This window comes from Azospirillum sp. INR13 (assembly GCF_015390205.1).
Taxonomy (GTDB): Bacteria; Pseudomonadota; Alphaproteobacteria; order Azospirillales; family Azospirillaceae; genus Azospirillum.
The window spans coordinates 75,398-94,024 of record NZ_VUOI01000004.1 but is presented as its reverse complement, the minus strand read 5'-3'; the positions used below and the strand labels follow the sequence as shown (position 1 = coordinate 94,024).

Genomic DNA, 18,627 nt, shown 5'->3' with positions numbered 1-18,627 from the left:
CTGCGATTGTCATGACCAAGGAAAGAACCGAGCTGGCGACGCCGTCCCTCAGCGGCCTGCTCGAATTCTGGCTCACCAAATCCGTCGCCGGCCGGCCGCCGGTCCCCAGCAGCATCTCCCCGGCCGATCTGCGGCCGTGGAAGGACAACATCGTCGTGTTCGAGGTGATCGGGGAGGAATCCGGCACCTTCGTCTATTCCTATTACGGCAAGGCGCTGGTCGCGGCCTTCGGCCAGTCGCGTCTGGGCGCCACGCTGGACGATCTGCCGCCGGAACAGCGCGCCGTGCTGCAGCCGGAATACGAGACGGTGCGCCGCGAACGGCTGCCCGTCGCCCGTATCCACACCGCCGTCTTCGGCGGCCGCAGCCGCAGCTTCGAACGGCTGGTCCTGCCGATGTCCAGCGACGGGGTCGGCATCGACAAGCTGCTGGTCGCCGCCTACGAGATGACGCCGCGCGAACTGGCGGCCCGCCCCCCAGTATACTCCCCGGGGCCGGGCGGCTCCTCCTCCGGTCCAGTCCCCCTCACCGTTCAGAAGCCGGGAGCCTCGGCATGACCCCGCGTATGCCGCATCTCGCCGCCCCGCCCACCCAGGCGGGCGTGGTGACCGCCGACGAGTTCAATCTGTGGTGCGCGCTGAACGGCCGCCCCTTCAACCTCGTGCCCAACCCGCGCCCCGACGGCCGCGTGATGTGGGATGTCGAGGTTCTGCCCGGCACCCCGCGCGCCGGCACCGTCTATTCCACCAACCTGTCGGACGAGGCGCTGGCGGTGGTCGCCGGCTTCGCCTTCCTGTCCGGCGTCGAGTGGGCTTACGAGGCGCGCGACCCGGCGGAGGCCGAAGCGCCCGCCGCACCCCCGTGTGAAGCTGCGCCGGCGCCGGAAGCGGCAAGCCCCTGCGCGCCCGCCCCGGCCGCGCCGCAGGCCGCCCCGGCCGCTCCCGCGGAGCCGGTGGACTATCCCGCGGTCTATTCGCTGCCCGCCGTCGCACTGCTGCAGAACCCGCCGCCGCGCCCGGTCCAGCAGCATGACGAATCGGTGCTGGCCCGCAATGCGCGGATGCTGGAAACCGTCCTGAAGAACTTCCGCGTCCGCGGCGAGATCATGGACGTTCGTCCCGGCCCGGTCGTCACCCTCTACGAGTTCGAGCCGGCGCCCGGCACCAAGTCGGCGACCGTCATCAACCTGACCGACGACATCGCCCGCTCCATGAGCGTGGTGACCGCCCGCATCGCCATCGTCCCCGGCCGCAGCGTCATCGGCGTCGAGCTGCCGAACCCGGTGCGCGAGATGGTCTACCTGCGCGAGAGCTTCGACCACGACGCCTTCCGCAACACCACGGCGCAGCTCGCCATCGCGCTGGGCAAGGACATCAGCGGCGAGCCGGTGGTGGCCGACCTCGCCCGCATGCCGCACCTGCTGGTCGCCGGCACCACCGGCTCGGGCAAGTCGGTGGCGATCAACACCATGATCCTGTCGCTGCTCTACCGGCTGCCGCCGGAGCGCTGCCGCTTCATCATGGTCGATCCCAAGATGCTGGAGCTGTCGGTCTATGACGGCATCCCGCATCTGCTGACCCCCGTCGTCACCGATCCCAAGAAGGCGGTGGTGGCATTGCGCTGGGCCGTGCGCGAGATGGAAAGCCGCTACGAGGCGATGTCCAAGCTCGGCGTCCGCAACATCGAGGGCTACAACGCCCGCATGGCCGAGATGATCGCCAATGGCGAGAAGATGCCCCGCCGCGCCCCGGCGCCGGGGGAGCCGGAAAACGTCTTCGACCTGACTCCCTCGGAACCGACGCCCCTGCCCTACATCGTCGTGATCGTCGACGAGATGGCCGACCTGATGCTGGTCGCCGGCAAGGAGATCGAGGCGGCGATCCAGCGCCTCGCCCAGATGGCGCGCGCCGCCGGCATCCACCTGATCATGGCGACGCAGCGTCCGTCGGTCGACGTCATCACCGGCACCATCAAGGCCAACTTCCCGACCCGCATCAGCTTCCAGGTCACCAGCAAGATCGACAGCCGCACCATCCTGGGCGAGGCCGGGGCGGAGCAGCTGCTGGGCCAGGGCGACATGCTGTACATGCAGGGCGGCGGCCGCATCACCCGCGTCCACGGCCCCTTCGTCTCCGATTCGGAGGTCGAGGAGATCGTCCAGTACGTCAAGGCGCAGGGCGCCCCCAACTACGTCACAGCCATCACCGAGGAGGAGGAGGAAGCCGCCGCGGTGGAGGACGAGGACGGCGGTTCGGCTGCGACCGGCGACGACCTCTACATGCAGGCCGTCAACCTGGTGGTGCGCGAGGGCAAGGTGTCGGTCAGCTTCATCCAGCGCCAGCTGCAGATCGGCTACAACCGCGCCGCCCGTCTGGTGGAGCGGATGGAGACCGAGCGCGTCGTCGGCCCGGCCAACCACCAGGGCAAGCGCGAAGTCCTGCTGTCCCACGCCGGCCTGTCGGCCAAGCGCGCGGGGGTTTGAACGCGCATGCCATCTGAATGCTCAAAATCCGAGCAGGACATGTTTGAACCGAGTAACGACCGTATTTACAATGCGGTCGTTACTTTATGTATAGTCCTTGTCTTCGTCACCACAGCAATTTTGGGGCATGCCATTGCCGCCTACTTCACGGCGACTGGCTCTGACAAGGGGTTGGCGGAGTATGGACCACAAGGAGACTTCTTCGGTGGTCACTTCGGTCCCGTGTTTGGGTCACTGACGCTGATTGTCGTCATCTACTCCGGCTATGTTCAGCAACGACAACAAAACCGGTTTTTTCTCCAACAACAGAAGAAGGCTGAAGAAGCGCTTTTTTTACCAGAGCTTCACTCAAGGCATTGACCTGATTTCCCAGTGGGACCGGCAAGAACCAGGATGCCCCCAAGCTCTGCGGCTTGTTGACTATTATGCAAAAGTTGCCATTGAACGAGGCGACCCAGAACTTTACCGTTTATTGAACACTGTAATCACTGGAAAGATGAGAAACCTTTTTGAAGGAAAAGAAGGCGCTCAATACATAACAAACTATCCTTACGCGATTGTCGCGCTTGATAAGATCAGGAAAATTCGGGAAGGTACACGCTCTTTTAAGGAAGAGCACAAAGAAATCCTTGACGCAGCAAAGCTCAAGGCCAGGAAATCCTATCAGCCTATTCCATTTGAAACATAATCTGGAGGTTATAGTCTCTCTACAAACCCCTCCGCCCCGCTCGTGAATCCACAAGCGGGGCAGGTCACTGGACCGTCGCCCCCATTATGACGGGGGCAGGGGAGTTGCCTGAAGAAACTCACGTTGAAGAGATTATCATTGTCCGCGCGATTTTCAAGCGGATCCGCGGCATGCGATTTACGATAGTCGCGACAGGCCGGAAGAATTGGAGCGCTCATGGACCCCAAGCGGCATTTCGAGACCCTCGCCCGCTACAACCTCTGGGCCAACCGCCGCCTGTACGACGCCGCGGCCCAGCTGTCCGACGCGCAGTTCCGCGAGGACCGCGGCGCCTTCTTCCGGTCGATGTGCGGCACGCTGAACCACATCCTGGTCGCCGACCGGGTTTGGCTGGAGCGGATCGAGGGCGCCGGGCCGAAGCCCTCGGCGCTCGATGAAATCCTCTGCGACGATTTCGCCGGCCTCCGCGCCGCCCGCGAGGCGGAGGACGAGCGCATCCTGCGCGTGCTGGCGGCCACCCCGGATGAGCGGTTCGAGTCGGTCCTCTCCTACCGCAGCATGGCGGGCACGGCCCACGAGTTGCCCTTCGCCCAGGTGCTGACCCACGTCTTCAACCACCAGACCCACCATCGCGGGCAGGCCCACGGCCTGTTGAGCCAGTTCGCGCTGGAAGCCCCGTCCATCGACTTCGTCTATTTCCTGCTGGAGTCGAAATGAGCCGCCCCATCACCGACCTCGCCGCGCTGGAAGCCCTCTATGGCGAACCGGTCGCCGCCTCCATCGCCAAGGAGGTGCCGGCGCTGACCCCCGGCTACCGCGCGCTGATCGAAGCGTCGCCCTTCTTCGTACTCGCCACCAGCGGGCCGGGCGGGCTGGACGCCTCGCCGCGCGGCGACGAACCGGGCTTCGTCCGGGTGGCGGACGACCGCACCCTGCTGATCCCCGACCGCCGCGGCAACAACCGCATCGACAGCCTGCGCAACATCCTGGCCGATCCTCGCGTCGGGCTGCTGTTCCTGGTGCCTGGGCTGAACGAGACCCTGCGCATCAACGGCCGCGCGGTGATCGACACCGACCAAGTGCTGTGCGAAAGCTTCGCCGTCGACGGCAAGGCGCCGAAATCGGTGCTGGTGGTGACCATCGAGACGGTGTTCTTCCAGTGCTCCCGCGCCCTGCTGCGTTCCCACCTGTGGGATCCGGCGGTGCAACTGCCACGCGCCAGCCTGCCCTCGGTGGGGTCGCTGCTGGCGGAGGCCAGCGCCGGGCGCGAGGGCGGCGACGCCTATGACCGTTCTCTGGCGGAGCGGATCCCCAAGACGCTTTACTGAGCCGCGAGACGGGCGGCGGCGGACGCCTGCCCGCCATCATCCGGCAACCGGATGGTGAAGACGGAGCCTTCCTCGCGCGTGCTCTCCACCGTCAGGGTGCCGCCATGGGCGGCAACGATCTTCTTCGCCATATAGAGCCCCAGCCCGGTGCCCTTCGTCCCGCGCGAGGAGGAGGCGCGGAAATAGATGGAGCCGATCCGCTCCACCTCCTCGGGCGCCATGCCGAGCCCGCGATCGGCGACGCGGATGACGATTTCCCCTCCATCCCCGGCCGCATCATAGCCGGCCGTCACCCGCACCGGCGCCTCCGGGGGCGAGTAGCGCAGGGCGTTCTGCACGAGGTTGCCGATCGCCACCCCCAGGAAGGGCGCGTCGACCAGCAGCGGGTGGTCCGGCGTCTCCACCGTCATCTCCAGCCGGTCCTCCGCCTCCGTCCCCGTCAGGCCGCCCAGCGCCTCTTCCATCAACTGGCCCAGCGCCACCGGTTCCGGCTTCAGCGCCAGCGCCCCCTGGTCCAGCGCGTCGGAGGACAGGAACAGCTCCACCAGCTCGACCATCTTGCGGGTGGTGTTGCGGATGCGCTCCAGCCGGGTCAGCGCCGCCGGCGCCGTGACCGCCCCGGACAGCTCGATCATCTGCGCCGCACTGTCGATGGAGGCGAGCGGGGTGCGGAACTCGTGCGACAGCATGGCGACGAAGGTGCGCTGCTCCTCCGCCCGCTTGGTGGCGAAGGCCGACTCCTCGCGGGCGCGCAGACGCTCGGACTGCAGGCGGCCGATGCGCAGGGCCAGACCGACGCCCAGCACCAGCACCGCCACCATTGAGGAGATCTGGTAGGGATCGGCGACGGCGAAATCGGCCGGCAGCACGCCGCGCAGCGACATCTGGGTCAGCAGCAGGCCGGCGAGCGAGACCAGCGTGCTGGCCAGATAGAAGCGCGGGCTGAGGTCGCCGGGGTTCAGCCAGGCCATGCGCGCAGTCAGCACCAGCGCGATCACCACCACGACCAGCGCCGACACCGTCACCACCGGATTGGTCAGGGCATAGAGCGGCGACACAGTCGTCGGCAGCATCAGCACGGCGAGCAGCGCCAGCCCCTGGTAACAGCGGCGCAGCCGCGGCGCCCGGCTCCGCAGGTCGAGGATATGGACCCACATCATCAGCGCCGCGGCGAAGCCCAGGAAGCCGCTGCTGCCCACCATCATGTTGATGAACCAGCCCGGCATGTCCGGCAGCAGGGTGGCGGCGGTGCCGTTGGCGAACAGGTAATAGAAGAAGACGGTGGCGACATAGCCGGTGTAGGCCAGCAGCGCCCCGTCGCGCAGAAGCAGCCCCAACGCGACGTATCCCAGCGTCAGGATGCCCAGCACGCCGAGGAACAGGCCCTGGAACAGCAGGTCGGGCGTCTGGTGGCCGACATAGGCCGCCGGCGTCCACATCCGGGCGGACAGGCGGATGGCGCTGATCGAATCGACTCGCAGATAGAGCGAGACCGGCCGCCCTTCCGGCAGGGTCAGTGGCAGGGCGTGCAGCCGCGTCTTCATCGGCCGCTGGCTGAAGGGCACGAAATCCCCCAGACGGACCAGCCGGTAGGCGTCCGGATTTTGCGGCCGTCCGTCCGCCGCCATCGATGCCGCCGCCATCGATTTCGGAACGAACAGGTCGAGATGGTCGATGTAGGCCTCGCCCATCTCCAGGATCCAGTCCGCGGGAGCGCCCGGCGCGCGCAGCAAATCAAACCGGTACCAATGGATGTCGCGGGTCTGGCCGGCGCCGCGGAAATCGCTGCGCGGCTCCATGCCTCCGGCGGCGTCGGCCTTCAGGATGTCGGCGAAGTCCAGCTTGCGCTCAGGATCGACCAGCCGGGCGAAATGGCCGGCCAGCGTGGCGCCGGCGGTGGACGATTCCAGCCGCAGCGGCTCCACTGGCGCCGCCGCTGATGCTGCGCCCGATGCGCAGAGCCAAAGCAGGGCCGCGCCAAGAAGCAGACGCAAAAAACCGGGTAGAAGACAGGACGGCCCGCGTCCCGCCAGGGTGCGACTGCGGATGGCCGGCAGGCTGCCGCGCCGGCTTTCCATCCACCGGCCGCTCACGCCGCCGTTCATCGCATCCTTGGTCATCGTACAGCTTCGATAAAGCTAAAGTTTTAGGAAAAGATTAAGCACATATGCATTCCATCCCCGCCTTTGCCCGACCCTTGTCAGATGCGCGAGGGCGACAACTTGAACTCCACCAGGGCGTCTGTCGAGGCGAGCGCCGCGACCAGTATCATCGGGTCGAGGTCGCCCTTGCCCTGCAGAACCAGCTGGCATTCGAACTGGCCGCTGCCATTGGCGAGGTGGAAGGCCCAGTCGACCACTTCGAACCCATGGCGGGCCACCTGTGCCCGCAACTCGTCCGGCGGCGGCGCCTTGTCGCGGGGAAAGACCAGCGTCAGATGGACCACCGAGCGGTGCGGCAGCAGCCGCTCGATCGGCCGCAGCAGGCTCATCACCAGGATGGTCAGCAGCGCGGCGGCGATGGCGACGGCGTAGAAGCCAAGCCCGATGATGATGCCGATGGCTGAGGTCGCCCAGATCGACGCTGCGGTGGACAGGCCGCGAATCGACAGCCCCTCGCGCATGATCACGCCTGCGCCGAGGAATCCGATGCCGGTGACGATGCCCTGGATCACCCGCGTCGGGTCGCCGGCCCCGGCAACACTCTGCGGCCCGCCCTGAAACCCCATGCCCCCGTACCACATGGCGGGATAGGCGTTGACCACCGTCAGCGCGGCCGACGCCAGGCAGACCAGCCCATAGGTCCGCATTCCCGCCGCCCGCCCGTGATAGCTGCGCTCGTACCCCAGCAGCAGCCCGACCGCCAACGCTCCCAACAGATGCAGAAGAATCAGCCCGTTGGTCACCAGTTCGGCCGGCGACCAGTAGGAGCGCAGCAAATCCATGGCCATCCCATCCCGAACCAACGCCTCAGGCCTTTCCACAAGGCCCGGCTCCAGTCTAGCGCGGTCCGGGCCGGAACGCCTGCGCGGCGCGACTGGCGGGTCCGCCGCGCCATTCCGTCACAGGCGTGAACAGCCCCGCTTGACCTGTGTCAATTCCAGACCGCTCCAAAGTATCGATACTAAGGGCCGAAAACCGGTACCTAAGGACCATACCTTGGTATCGGTCGATCCGTTCCCGCACCGACCGAGAGTGCAGCCATGAGGCCCACCAGTTCCCCCGTCCTGTCCCATCCGTCCGATCGGATCGCGACCGAATCCGATCCGGCTCCGACCCGCCGGGCCGAGGGACTGATGTTCCTGTGGCTCGCCTTCCTGGTCTGGCCGCTGATCGCCATCGGCTCCGTGTCGGCCTACGGCTTCTCGATCTGGATGTACCAGCTCCTCACCCACTGAGTCTTCCGACATGCCCCGCGCCCCCGAAGTCCACATCTCCAGCCTCGTCATCCAGCACAGCCCCGACCGCACCGAGGCGGTGCGCGAGGCGGCGAACGCCGTCGCCGGGCTGGAGTGGTGCGCATCGGAGAACGGCAAGGCCGTCGTGACGCTGGTCACCGCCAGCGCCGCCGAGGTGGTGGACCGCATCGCCCAGCTGAACGCCGTGCCCGGCGTGCACACCACGACCATGGTCTACCACCACTACGAACCCGCGGACGCGATCGACGCAGCCTGACGGCACAGCCGTCCAGGCGCGCCGCATCCGCCCATTCCGAACGAAATTCCTCCAAGACTGGAGTCCATCGCATGTTCCTGTCCCGCCGCGATTACCTGAAGGCGCAAGCCGCCGCTGCCGCCGCCGCGGCGGCCGGAATCTCGTTGCCCGCATCGGCCGCCAACATCCTCACCGGCGAGGGCGCCAAGCTGAACTGGTCCAAGGCCCCCTGCCGGTTCTGCGGCACCGGCTGCGGCGTGATGGTCGGCGTCAAGGACGGCCGCGTGGTCGCCACCCACGGCGACGTGAAGGCCGAGGTGAACCGCGGCCTGAACTGTGTGAAGGGCTATTTCTTGTCCAAGATCATGTACGGCGAGGACCGGCTGAACCAGCCGCTGCTGCGCATGAAGGACGGCAAGTACGACAAGGACGGCGAGTTCCAGCCGATCGGCTGGGACGCCGCCTTCGACATCATGGCGCAGAAGTGGAAGGAGACCCTGAAGAAGAAGGGTCCGACCGCCGTCGGCATGTTCGGCTCCGGCCAGTGGACCATCTACGAGGGCTATGCCGCCTCCAAGCTGATGAAGGCCGGCCTGCGCTCCAACAACCTGGACCCGAACGCCCGCCACTGCATGGCGTCGGCGGTGGCCGGCTTCATGCGGACCTTCGGCATGGACGAGCCGATGGGCTGCTACGACGACATGGAGCAGGCCGACGCCTTCGTGCTGTGGGGCTCCAACATGGCGGAGATGCACCCCATCCTGTGGACGCGCGTCACCGACCGCCGTCTCAGCCATCCTGACTGCAAGGTCGCCGTCCTGTCGACCTTCGAGCACCGCAGCTTCGACCTCGCCGACATCGGCCTGGTCTTCACCCCCGGTTCCGACCTGGCGATCCTGAACTACATCGCCAACCACATCATCAAGACCGGCCGGGTGAACAAGGAGTTCATCGAGAAGCACTGCAACTTCAAGCGCGGCCGCGACGACATCGGCTATGGCCTGCGTCCGGAACATGCGCTGGAGCAGAAGGCGAAGAACGCTGCCAAGGCCAACGACTCCGACCCGATCAGCTTCGACGAGTTCGCCAAGTTCGTCGAGCCCTACACGCTGGACAAGGCGCATGAGCTGTCGGGCGTGCCGAAGAACCGGCTGGAGGCGCTGGCCGAGCTGTATGCCGACCCGAAGGTGAAGGTCGTGTCCTTCTGGACCATGGGCTTCAACCAGCATGTCCGCGGCGTCTGGGCCAACAACCTCGTCTACAACATCCACCTGCTGACCGGCAAAATCTCCCAGCCCGGCAACGGTCCCTTCTCGCTGACCGGCCAACCGTCCGCCTGCGGTACCGCGCGCGAGGTCGGCACCTTCGCCCACCGGCTGCCCGCCGACATGGTGGTGACCAACCCCGAGCACCGCAAACACGCCGAGGAGATCTGGAAGCTGCCGGAGGGGACCATCCCCGACAAGATCGGCTACCACGCCGTTCTGCAGGACCGCATGCTCAAGGACGGCAAGCTCAACGCCTACTGGGTCATGTGCAACAACAACATGCAGACGGCCCCGAACACGGCGAAGGAGACCTTCCCCGGCTACCGCAACCCGGAGAACTTCGTCGTCGTTTCCGATCCCTACCCCACCGTGACGGCGTTGGCCGCCGACCTGATCCTGCCCACCGCCATGTGGGTGGAGAAGGAGGGCGGCTACGGCAACGCCGAACGCCGCACCCAGCTGTGGCGCCAGCTGGTCGACGCGCCGGACGGTGCCAAGTCCGACCTGTGGCAGATCATGGAGTTCTCCAAGCGCTTCCGCATCGAGGAGGTGTGGCCGGAAGAACTCCTGAACAAGAAGCCGGAATACCGCGGCAAGAGCCTCTACGACGTGCTGTTCCGCAACGGTCAGGTCGACCGCTTCCCGCTGTCCGACCTCGACCCGAACTACAACAACCAGGAGGCCAAGGACGCCGGCTTCTACGTCCAGAAGGGCCTGTTCGAGGAATATGCCGCCTTCGGCCGCGGCCACGGCCACGATCTGGCGCCCTTCGACCTCTACCACCAGGAGCGCGGCCTGCGCTGGCCGGTGGTGGACGGCAAGGAGACCAAGTGGCGCTACCGCGAGGGCTCCGACCCCTACGTGAAGGCCGGCGAGGGCATGCGCTTCTACGGCAACAAGGACGGCAAGGCCAATGTCTTCGCCCTGCCCTACGAGCCGCCGGCCGAAGCGCCCGACGCCGACTACCCGTTCTGGCTGTCGACCGGCCGCGTGATCGAGCATTGGCACAGCGGATCGATGACGCTCCGCGTGCCGGAGCTGCGCAAGTCCTTCCCCAACGCCGTGGTGTTCATGCACCCCGACGACGCCAAGGACCTGAACGTCCGGCGCGGACAGGAGGTGCGCATCACCTCGCGGCGCGGCGAGGTTAGGGTCCGGGTCGAGACGCGCGGACGCAACAAGCCGCCGCGCGGCCTCGTCTTCGTCCCCTTCTTCGACCACACGGTCCTCATCAACAAGGTGACGCTCGACGCCACCGATCCCATCAGCAAACAGACCGACTACAAGAAATGCGCGGTCAAGATCACGCCAGTCGTGAACGCCTGAGGAGTGCCGGCATCATGAAGACCCGTTTCCTGATCGCCGCGCTGGCCCTTCTGGCCGGCGTCCCGGCCCTGACCATCGGCGTCACCTCCGGTGTTGTCGCCGCCGACAAGCCGGTTGCCGCAACCGGCGGCACCGGCACCGTGGGGGGGATCGTCGTCCCCTCCACCAACCATCCGATCACGCTGGATGTCCCGGCCGAGGCGACCCACCGCGAGATCACCGACGACCAGAAGCGCGTGCGCAACTACGCCGACCAGCCGCCGCTGATCCCGCATGCCATCCGCGACTACCAGATCGACCTGAACATCAACAAGTGCCTGACCTGCCACGACCGCCGCAACACGGCCGGCTCGCAGGCGCCGATGCTGTCGGTCACCCATTTCCAGGACCGTGACGGCCAGACGCTGGGCACGGTGGCGGCGCGCCGCTACTTCTGCACCCAGTGCCACGTCCAGCAGACGGACGCGCAGCCCATCGTTCCCAACAGCTTCCGCGACTTCGACTCGGTCCTGGGCCATGCCCAAGGCGGCAAGAAATGACGATCCGATCCGCCTTTACGTGCCTGTGGCGGCTGTTCGCCCGCCCCAGCGTCCACTTCAGCCTGGGCTTCCTGACGCTGGGCGGCTTCATCGCCGGCGTCCTCTTCTGGGGCGGCTTCAACACCGCGCTGGAGGCGACCAACAAGGAAGCCTTCTGCATCAGCTGCCACGAGATGCGCGACAATCCCTATGAGGAGCTGAAGCAGACCATCCACTTCACCAACCGGTCGGGCGTGCGCGCCAGCTGCCCCGACTGCCACGTCCCGCATGAATGGACCGACAAGATCGCCCGCAAGATGCAGGCATCCAAGGAGGTCTGGGGCAAGATCTTCGGCACCATCGACACCCGCGAGAAGTTCCAGGAGAAGCGCCGCGAACTGGCCGAGCACGAATGGGCGCGGCTGAAGTCCAACAACTCGCTGGAATGCCGCAACTGCCACAGCGCCGATTCGATGGACATCACCAAGCAGAACCCGCGCGCGGCGAACATGCACGAGACCTACCTGTTCACCGGCCAGAACACCTGCATCGACTGCCACAAGGGCATCGCCCACCGCCTGCCCGACATGCACGGCGTGGAGCCCGGCTGGACCATGAAGACCAGCCAGAAGTGAGGCCCTAGTTGCTGCAACAGCCCCGTCTCCGGAAGGAGCGGGGCTGTTTGCGTTTCACGGGAAACCTTTCAGGCTATCGAACCGCCCACCGCACCGCCGGCCTCCTGTCGACACCAACGGCGTCATCGATAGGAAATGACGACTCCATTCATGGAGTTTTCTCTCTGAACGATGTTTCCCTCGCCGAAGGCAGCGGCGGCATTGGCGGCAGTGATTTCAACGGTTGCCGCATCGATCCATCTGACATGGAAGTCATGCTGTCCTCGCACATACAGGAACTGCTTGCTGCCATCCGGATCGAACTTCCGATTTGCCGGGGCAAAGGTTGCCCGGGTGTTGAAGCCTGTTGTTGCACCACAATCGACTGAATAGATGACCACTGACACCTTTCCATCTGGCGATGGTCGCCCCCCAAGATTATCAACTCGGCACATATCGAAGAAAAAAGCGATATAGATGAAAAATATTGTGTATATCAATATCGGCATACCTAGCAACGCGCCAACCACAACCAATATTGATCTCTTTATTTGCAATTTTTTAATCATACTCTTCTATTTACACTCTGCGTTGTGTTTTTACCCAAATAGTTAGCTCAGAATCAGAGAAATTTTGTCAGCATTTTTGCAAGAATATATCCCTTTTACTTTCCAGCATGGCATGCACCTATCGACACAGATAGTGTCACCGATAGGAAATGGCGACTCCATCCATGGCGCTTTCTCTCTGAACGATGTTTCCCTCGCCGAAGGCAGCGGCGGCATCGGAGGCGGTGATTTCAACGGTTGCCGCATCGATCCATCTGACATGGAAGTCGTGCTCACCCCGTACATGAAGGAATTGCTTGCCAATCTTCGGATCAAAGTCCCTGTTTGCTGGAGCCAAGCTTGCCCGTCTGTTAAACTTGGTTGCCGCACCACAGTCGATTGAATAGATGACTACAGACATTTTCCCGTTTGGCGAGGGTGTTTTGCTAAACTCCTCAACCTCGCATAAATTAAAAAAATATTCGACATACACATACCCCGCCACGAAAACAATAATCGGAGCCGATATCAGTAATATCAATAGAGCACATATCCAACGCCATATTTTACCAATTCTGCTGAACATCACTTTCCCCATCGATATTTTATTAGATAATATTCATAACCCCTCGCCACATCATTATAATCGACAGGATCATCTCCAAATGGTGCGCGCCCTCCGATCCCAAGATAGGCTTCAAATTTACTGGGCGCCAGCCCCCATGATGGATCACTATTTCCGTTTTTCACTTGATACCAGCCAGCCATTCTTTGAAGAGTATCCAGTGAATACCCCATCGCGGCGCCGACGGCGCCATAATGGAAATTTCCAAATTCCTCATATTCTCTCGATATCCTCTTATAATCCCATGGACCATAATTCCTTACTTGGTCGTAAAACCACAAATCACCCACGACAGTATGCGCCCAATGATTCTCCGCCTCCCTTATGTTCTTATCGATATCCACACCCGGCGGAGCTTTCGGCACGCCATTTCCCGGACTGTAACCATGAGATTGAGCGTGACCGCTGCCGGACGGCCAACCGCGCTCATGTTCTGAAACGAGCACATCCTCACCGCTTACAGTTCGGACGTATTCGTTGACATGAACTGTAACGCCATGCTCCGCCCTATCGTTCGGACGTCCGGCAAAGTCATGGCGGGAATTATCAGGATATAGCGCGTCAAACCCGCGCGTCACCTTCGCAATCCATCGCTCACGCTCCGGATCCGCAGCATTCCAATAACGCGGATCCCGCATCATCGCGTGCAGAGCATCCAATGCCGATGCCTTTGTCCGTTGACCGGACATAACGCCCGCCCCCATCACAACACACCTGGAATAGGATTATTTACACAACACCTCTTTGTCCAGACATAAATTCAAATCTCAACATCTGAAGAACTGCCCGTTCTCCTGATCAGAATTAGGATTTCCCTCCGCCTACCCCAGCATCGCCACCGCCCACAGCGCCAGCAGCGTCACCAGCACCGCCTCGCCCAGTCCGATCAGCCCGCGCAAACCCAGCGCCACCCACCAGCTCGCCCAATCGCGGCGGTGGCGGACCTCCTTCAGCAGTCGCTCCTGGATGCCGGCGACGGTGCGCCGGGCCGACAGGCTGGCGATGCCGCCGACCAGCGCCACCACGCCGGTGCCCAGCACGAAGTACAGCGCCCCCTTCCAGCCGGCGAAATGGTCGGGGTCGTTCAGGTAATGCCCGGCGCCGACGACGATCCACACCGCCGCCGGCCAGACGCCGACGATTTCCGGCCCCGGCCCATTCTGCGGTGCTCCGTCCTTCTGCCCGTCGCTCATCGCAGCCTCCCTCAGCCGCCCGGCACATGGCGGTAGGCCAGCACCCGCGTCGCCGGACCGCCCTCCACATCGGCGAGCGGCAGCAGCAGCTCGACGAACTTCGCCCCCGGCAGCATCGGGTCGTCGCGCACCAGCAGGCAGCGCGGCTCGCCGCTCTCCAGGCAAAGGCGCAGGTCGGACAGCCAGCGCCGCGCCGCCTGTTCGGGATGGCACTCCGTCACCCGCCGCGTCGTCGGCCGCCCGTCCAGCCGGCGTTGCAGGGCGCGGCCGCAGGATTTGTAGACGAAGTCGCTGCCGTCGGCGGTCGGCTCCATCAGGGCGATGCGCGGCACGCTCTCGCGCACCTGGGCGGTGTCGATCTCGACCGCCAGCGGCATGCGGCGCTTGCGCTTCAGCCGGAGCCAATGGGTGTAGAGCACGCGGACCTGCGGCGACTGCTCCACGTCGATCAGGTCGGCGCGGCAGGGCGGCGGCGGCACGTCGAGCACCGGCGTGGCGACCGGCGCGTCGGCGAAGGCGGCGGCGGCCGGCACCGGCTGGGACACCGGCGGCATCGGCCGCGAGGCCGCGGCGGTGACCGGCGCATGCGCCTGGCCGGCCGCCGTGTGCCCGATCCGCCCGCCATGCTTCTTCAGCATCGGCAGCGGCGCCCAGGCGCTGCAGGTGTGATAGCCCTTGGTGATGCGGCGGTAGTCCTGGCTGCTGGCGGTGCGGCATTCGCCCTCCACCCCGTGGCGGGCGACGTAGACCAGCGTGTTGTCCTCCGACAGCGCGCGTTCCCCGCCCCACGAGACGCAGGCGGCGCAGGCGCGGCTGTCCTTGGCGAATGCGTGGCTCATCGGGGCGTATCTCCAAAGGGTATGCGAGACGGGAGAAGGGGAATTGATGCGTCCCTTTCCCGCCCGGTTCAAGACCCGCATGGGGCGGCAGTGCCGTGCCCGAGATTCAGTCATGCGAGGGTGACATCCATGCCACCCCTTCCCCCCCGGCCCCGAACCCCCTATAAGGGGGCCTTGCACGACATGCCCATCCCCGCTCTCCGTCTCCGGTCCTCCGGCGCCGGGGGGTTTTCGGCTGACCACACTTCAGAGAAGCGGACCCATGCCCCAAACGCACCGACATCAAATCCATCTGCATCATCGGCGCGGGTCCGATCGTCATCGGACAGGCATGCGAGTTCGATTATTCCGGCGTCCAGGCCTGCAAGGCGCTGCGCGAGGAAGGCTACCGGGTCATCCTCGTCAACTCCAACCCGGCCACCATCATGACGACCCCGGTCTGGCCGACGCCACCTACATCGAGCCGATCACCCCGGCCGTCGTCGCCAAGATCCTGGAGAAGGAGCGTCCCGACGCCCTCTTGCCGACCATGGGCGGCCAGACCGCGCTGAACACGGCGATGGCGCTGTCCGACGACGGCACGCTGGAGCGGCTCGGCGTGGAGATGATCGGCGCCAAGCGCGACGTCATCGCCAAGGCCGAGGACCGCATCCTGTTCCGCGACGCCATGGACAAGCTGGGCCTCGAATCGCCCAAGTCGCGCATGGTCCGCACCCTGACCGAGGCGATGGACGCGCTGGAGTTCGTCGGGCTGCCGGCGATCATCCGTCCCAGCTTCACCCTGGCCGGCACCGGCGGCGGCATCGCCTACAACCGGGCGGAGTTCGAGGACATCGTGCGCGGCGGCCTGCGCGCCAGCCCGGTCGGCGAGGTGCTGATCGAGGAATCGGTGCTGGGCTGGAAAGAGTATGAGATGGAGGTCGTGCGCGACGGCGCCGACAACTGCATCATCGTCTGCGCCATCGAGAACATCGACCCGATGGGCGTCCACACCGGCGACTCGATCACGGTGGCGCCGTCGCTGACGCTGACCGACAAAGAATACCAGATCATGCGCGACGCCTCGATCGCCGTGCTGCGCGAGATCGGCGTGGACACCGGCGGCTCGAACGTGCAGTTCGCGGTCAACCCGGCCAACGGCCGCCTGATCGTCATCGAGATGAACCCGCGCGTGTCGCGCTCCTCGGCGCTGGCGTCGAAGGCCACCGGCTTCCCGATCGCCAAGATCGCCGCCAAGCTGGCCGTCGGCTACCGCCTGGACGAGCTGACCAACGACATCACCGGCACCACGCCCGCGAGCTTCGAGCCGACGATCGACTACGTCGTCACCAAGATGCCGCGCTTCACCTTCGAGAAGTTCAAGGGCTCGGAGCCGCTGCTGACCACCTCGATGAAGTCGGTGGGCGAGGCGATGTCGATCGGCCGCACCTTCCAGGAGTCGGTGCAGAAGGCGCTGCGCTCGATGGAGACCGGCCTGACCGGCTTCAACGAGGTGAAGATCGGCGGGGATGACAACCCGGACCGCACCGCCATCCGCGGCGCGCTCGCCACTCCCACGCCCGACCGCCTGCTGGTCATCGCCCAGGCCTTCCGCCACGGCTTCACCGTGGACGAGGTGCAGGCCGTCTCCAAGTACGACCCGTGGTTCCTGGAGCAGATCAAGGAGATCACCGACCGTGAGGCGGCGATCCGCGACGGCGGCCTGCCGACCGACAAGGCCGGCTGCTGAAGCTGAAGCAGATGGGCTTCTCCGACGCCCGTCTGGCCGAGCTGGCCAAGACCAGCGAGGCCGCGGTCGCCGCGGCCCGCCGCATGGCCGGCGTCACCCCGGTCTACAAGCGCATCGACACCTGCGCCGCCGAATTCGCGTCTGCCACCCCCTACATGTACTCGACCTACGAGACCGACGGGACCGGCGAGGCGGAGTGCGAGTCGGAGCCGACCGACAAGCGCAAGGTCGTCATCCTCGGCGGCGGCCCGAACCGCATCGGCCAGGGCATCGAGTTCGACTATTGCTGCGTCCATGCCGTCTACGCCCTGCAGGAGGCCGGCATCGAGACCATCATGGTCAACTGCAACCCGGAAACCGTCTCCACCGACTACGACACCGCCGACCGCCTGTATTTCGAGCCGCTGACGGCCGAGGACGTGGTGGAGCTGGTGCGGGTCGAGCAGCGCAAGGGCAATGTCCTGGGCTGCATCGTGCAGTTCGGCGGCCAGACCCCGCTGAAGCTCGCCGCCGCGCTGGAAGCCGCCGGCATTCCGATCCTGGGCACCTCGCCCGACGCCATCGATCTGGCCGAGGACCGCGAGCGCTTCCAGAAGCTGCTGCATGAGCTGAACCTGAAGCAGCCGGCCAACGGCCTCGCCCGCTCGCTGGAAGAGGCGGAGGCCGTCGCCAGCCGCATCGGCTTCCCGGTCGTCATCCGTCCGTCCTACGTGCTGGGCGGCCGGGCGATGGAGATCGTCCACGACATGGCCGGGCTCCAGCGCTACATGGGCACCGCGGTGCAGGTGTCGGGCAAGAACCCGGTGCTGATCGACAGCTACCTGCAGGACGCCATCGAGGTCGACGTCGACGTCGTCTGCGACGGCACCGACGTCTACGTCGCCGGCGTGATGGAGCACATCGAGGAGGCCGGCATCCATTCCGGCGACAGCGCCTGCGCCCTTCCGCCCTACACGCTGCCGGCCGACACCGTCGCCGAGATCAACCGCCAGTCGGACGCGCTCGCCCATGCGCTGAAGTGGTCGGGCTGATGAACGTGCAGTTCGCGGTCAAGGACGGCACCGTCTACATCCTGGAGGTCAACCCGCGCGCCAGCCGCACGGTGCCCTTCGTCGCCAAGGCCACCGGCACCGCCATCGCCAAGATCGCCGCCCGCGTCATGGCCGGCGAGAAGCTGTCCGCCTTCACCCTGAACGGCCCGACCCCCGCCGCACACCGCGGTCAAGGAAGCGGTCTTCCCCTTCGCCCGCTTCCCCGGCGTCGACATCGTGCTGGGGCCGGAGATGAAGTCGACGGGCGAGGTCATGGCCTCGACCACAACTTCGCGCTCGCCTTCGCCAAGGCGCAGCTCGGCGCCGGCGTCACCCTGCCGGTCAAGGGCAGCGTCTTCGTCTCGGTCAAGGACCGCGACAAGCCGGCGCTGGCGGTGATCTGCCAGAAGCTGCACGACATGGGCTTCCGCATCCTCGCCACGTCGGGCACCGCCAAGGTGCTGAGCGATGCCGGCGTCCCGGCGGAAACCATCAACAAGGTGGTCGAAGGCCAGCCGCACATCGTCGATGCCATGATCAACGGCGACGTGCATCTGGTCATCAACACCACGGAAGGCGCCCAGGCGCTGTCCGACAGCTTCAGCCTGCGCCGCACTGCGCTGACCTACAACATTCCGTATTACACCACCGTGGCGGGCGCACGCGCGGCGGTGGAAGCGATTGCCGCACTTCGGAACGGCAGCCTTGAAGTCGCCCCGTTGCAGTCGTACCTTAGCGGATCGTATTAAGGACGGACGACGGCGCGGCGGACCTCCTCCGCGCCG

At 65.3% G+C, this 18,627-nt stretch carries 18 protein-coding genes and 1 pseudogene; 12 read left to right on the top strand and 7 right to left on the bottom strand.

Annotation, left to right across the window (positions count from 1 at the left end):
- The first annotated feature begins 11 nt into the window (after window positions 1-11).
- From F1643_RS04985 to F1643_RS04965, 6 genes are all read left to right on the top strand, one after another.
- Window positions 12-557, top strand: coding sequence for a hypothetical protein (locus F1643_RS04985; protein WP_194911373.1), 546 nt, complete (start codon window positions 12-14; stop codon window positions 555-557).
- On the top strand, window positions 554-2,482 hold the full coding sequence (locus F1643_RS04980; protein ID WP_194911371.1) for a DNA translocase FtsK: 1,929 nt from the start codon (window positions 554-556) through the stop codon (window positions 2,480-2,482). The genes F1643_RS04985 and F1643_RS04980 overlap by 4 nt, the downstream gene beginning before the upstream one ends.
- A gap of 6 nt (window positions 2,483-2,488) precedes the next feature.
- Window positions 2,489-2,842: a hypothetical protein gene (locus F1643_RS21650; RefSeq protein ID WP_206692345.1), complete on the top strand. Its 354-nt coding sequence runs from the start codon at window positions 2,489-2,491 to the stop codon at window positions 2,840-2,842.
- Window positions 2,748-3,170: a hypothetical protein gene (locus F1643_RS04975; protein WP_194911369.1), complete on the top strand. Its 423-nt coding sequence runs from the start codon at window positions 2,748-2,750 to the stop codon at window positions 3,168-3,170. Before F1643_RS21650 ends, F1643_RS04975 begins: the two co-directional genes overlap by 95 nt.
- Before the next feature lie 216 nt (window positions 3,171-3,386).
- A complete protein-coding gene (locus F1643_RS04970) occupies window positions 3,387-3,887 on the top strand; it encodes a DinB family protein (RefSeq protein WP_194911366.1) in 501 nt (166 codons plus the stop codon).
- The gene (locus F1643_RS04965) at window positions 3,884-4,498 is read left to right on the top strand and encodes a pyridoxamine 5'-phosphate oxidase family protein (protein WP_194911364.1); all 615 of its coding nucleotides are present in this window, start codon (window positions 3,884-3,886) and stop codon (window positions 4,496-4,498) included. The genes F1643_RS04970 and F1643_RS04965 overlap by 4 nt, the downstream gene beginning before the upstream one ends.
- Here the strand turns inward: F1643_RS04965 and F1643_RS04960 are convergent.
- Window positions 4,492-6,618 (bottom strand): sensor histidine kinase, encoded by a 2,127-nt coding sequence (locus F1643_RS04960; protein WP_194911362.1) that lies wholly within the window; start codon window positions 6,616-6,618, stop codon window positions 4,492-4,494. The two genes, F1643_RS04965 and F1643_RS04960, sit on opposite strands and share 7 nt — an antisense overlap.
- Before the next feature lie 80 nt (window positions 6,619-6,698).
- Window positions 6,699-7,442, bottom strand: a complete 744-nt coding sequence (locus tag F1643_RS04955; protein ID WP_194911359.1) for an MgtC/SapB family protein — start codon at window positions 7,440-7,442, stop codon at window positions 6,699-6,701.
- Between the two features lie 258 nt (window positions 7,443-7,700).
- Here F1643_RS04955 and F1643_RS04950 point away from each other — a divergent pair, with 258 nt between their 5' ends.
- The 5 genes from F1643_RS04950 (at window position 7,701) to F1643_RS04930 (ending at window position 11,898) form a co-directional block, all read left to right on the top strand.
- Entirely contained in the window at window positions 7,701-7,895 is a 195-nt protein-coding gene (locus F1643_RS04950) for a periplasmic nitrate reductase, NapE protein (protein WP_014246631.1), read from the top strand.
- A 10-nt stretch (window positions 7,896-7,905) separates the two neighbouring features.
- Complete coding sequence (locus F1643_RS04945) at window positions 7,906-8,172, top strand: chaperone NapD (protein WP_014246630.1); 267 nt, start codon at window positions 7,906-7,908, stop codon at window positions 8,170-8,172.
- Between the two features lie 71 nt (window positions 8,173-8,243).
- Window positions 8,244-10,745 (top strand): nitrate reductase catalytic subunit NapA, encoded by a 2,502-nt coding sequence (gene napA, locus F1643_RS04940; RefSeq protein ID WP_194911357.1) that lies wholly within the window; start codon window positions 8,244-8,246, stop codon window positions 10,743-10,745.
- A gap of 14 nt (window positions 10,746-10,759) precedes the next feature.
- Window positions 10,760-11,284, top strand: coding sequence for a nitrate reductase cytochrome c-type subunit (locus F1643_RS04935; protein WP_194911355.1), 525 nt, complete (start codon window positions 10,760-10,762; stop codon window positions 11,282-11,284).
- A complete protein-coding gene (locus F1643_RS04930) occupies window positions 11,281-11,898 on the top strand; it encodes a NapC/NirT family cytochrome c (RefSeq protein WP_194911353.1) in 618 nt (205 codons plus the stop codon). Before F1643_RS04935 ends, F1643_RS04930 begins: the two co-directional genes overlap by 4 nt.
- Window positions 11,899-12,020: 122 nt before the next feature.
- Here the strand turns inward: F1643_RS04930 and F1643_RS04925 are convergent, their stop codons facing one another.
- The 5 genes from F1643_RS04925 to F1643_RS04905 form a co-directional block, all read right to left on the bottom strand.
- Window positions 12,021-12,407, bottom strand: a complete 387-nt coding sequence (locus F1643_RS04925; RefSeq protein ID WP_370540485.1) for a DUF5412 family protein — start codon at window positions 12,405-12,407, stop codon at window positions 12,021-12,023.
- Between the two features lie 175 nt (window positions 12,408-12,582).
- Entirely contained in the window at window positions 12,583-13,011 is a 429-nt protein-coding gene (locus F1643_RS04920; RefSeq protein WP_206692344.1) for a DUF5412 family protein, read from the bottom strand.
- Complete coding sequence (locus F1643_RS04915) at window positions 13,011-13,709, bottom strand: polymorphic toxin type 44 domain-containing protein (protein ID WP_206692343.1); 699 nt, start codon at window positions 13,707-13,709, stop codon at window positions 13,011-13,013. The genes F1643_RS04920 and F1643_RS04915 overlap by 1 nt, the downstream gene beginning before the upstream one ends.
- Window positions 13,710-13,871: 162 nt before the next feature.
- The gene (locus F1643_RS04910; RefSeq protein ID WP_194911331.1) at window positions 13,872-14,243 is read right to left on the bottom strand and encodes a hypothetical protein; all 372 of its coding nucleotides are present in this window, start codon (window positions 14,241-14,243) and stop codon (window positions 13,872-13,874) included.
- 11 nt (window positions 14,244-14,254) lie between these two features.
- Window positions 14,255-15,082 carry a hypothetical protein gene (locus F1643_RS04905; RefSeq protein WP_194911330.1) on the bottom strand — a complete coding sequence of 276 codons (828 nt, stop codon included), beginning with the start codon at window positions 15,080-15,082 and terminating at the stop codon, window positions 14,255-14,257.
- Between the two features lie 425 nt (window positions 15,083-15,507).
- Here F1643_RS04905 and carB point away from each other — a divergent pair.
- Window positions 15,508-18,591: pseudogene (carB, locus tag F1643_RS04900) on the top strand (carbamoyl-phosphate synthase large subunit).
- The last annotated feature ends 36 nt before the right edge of the window (window positions 18,592-18,627 follow it).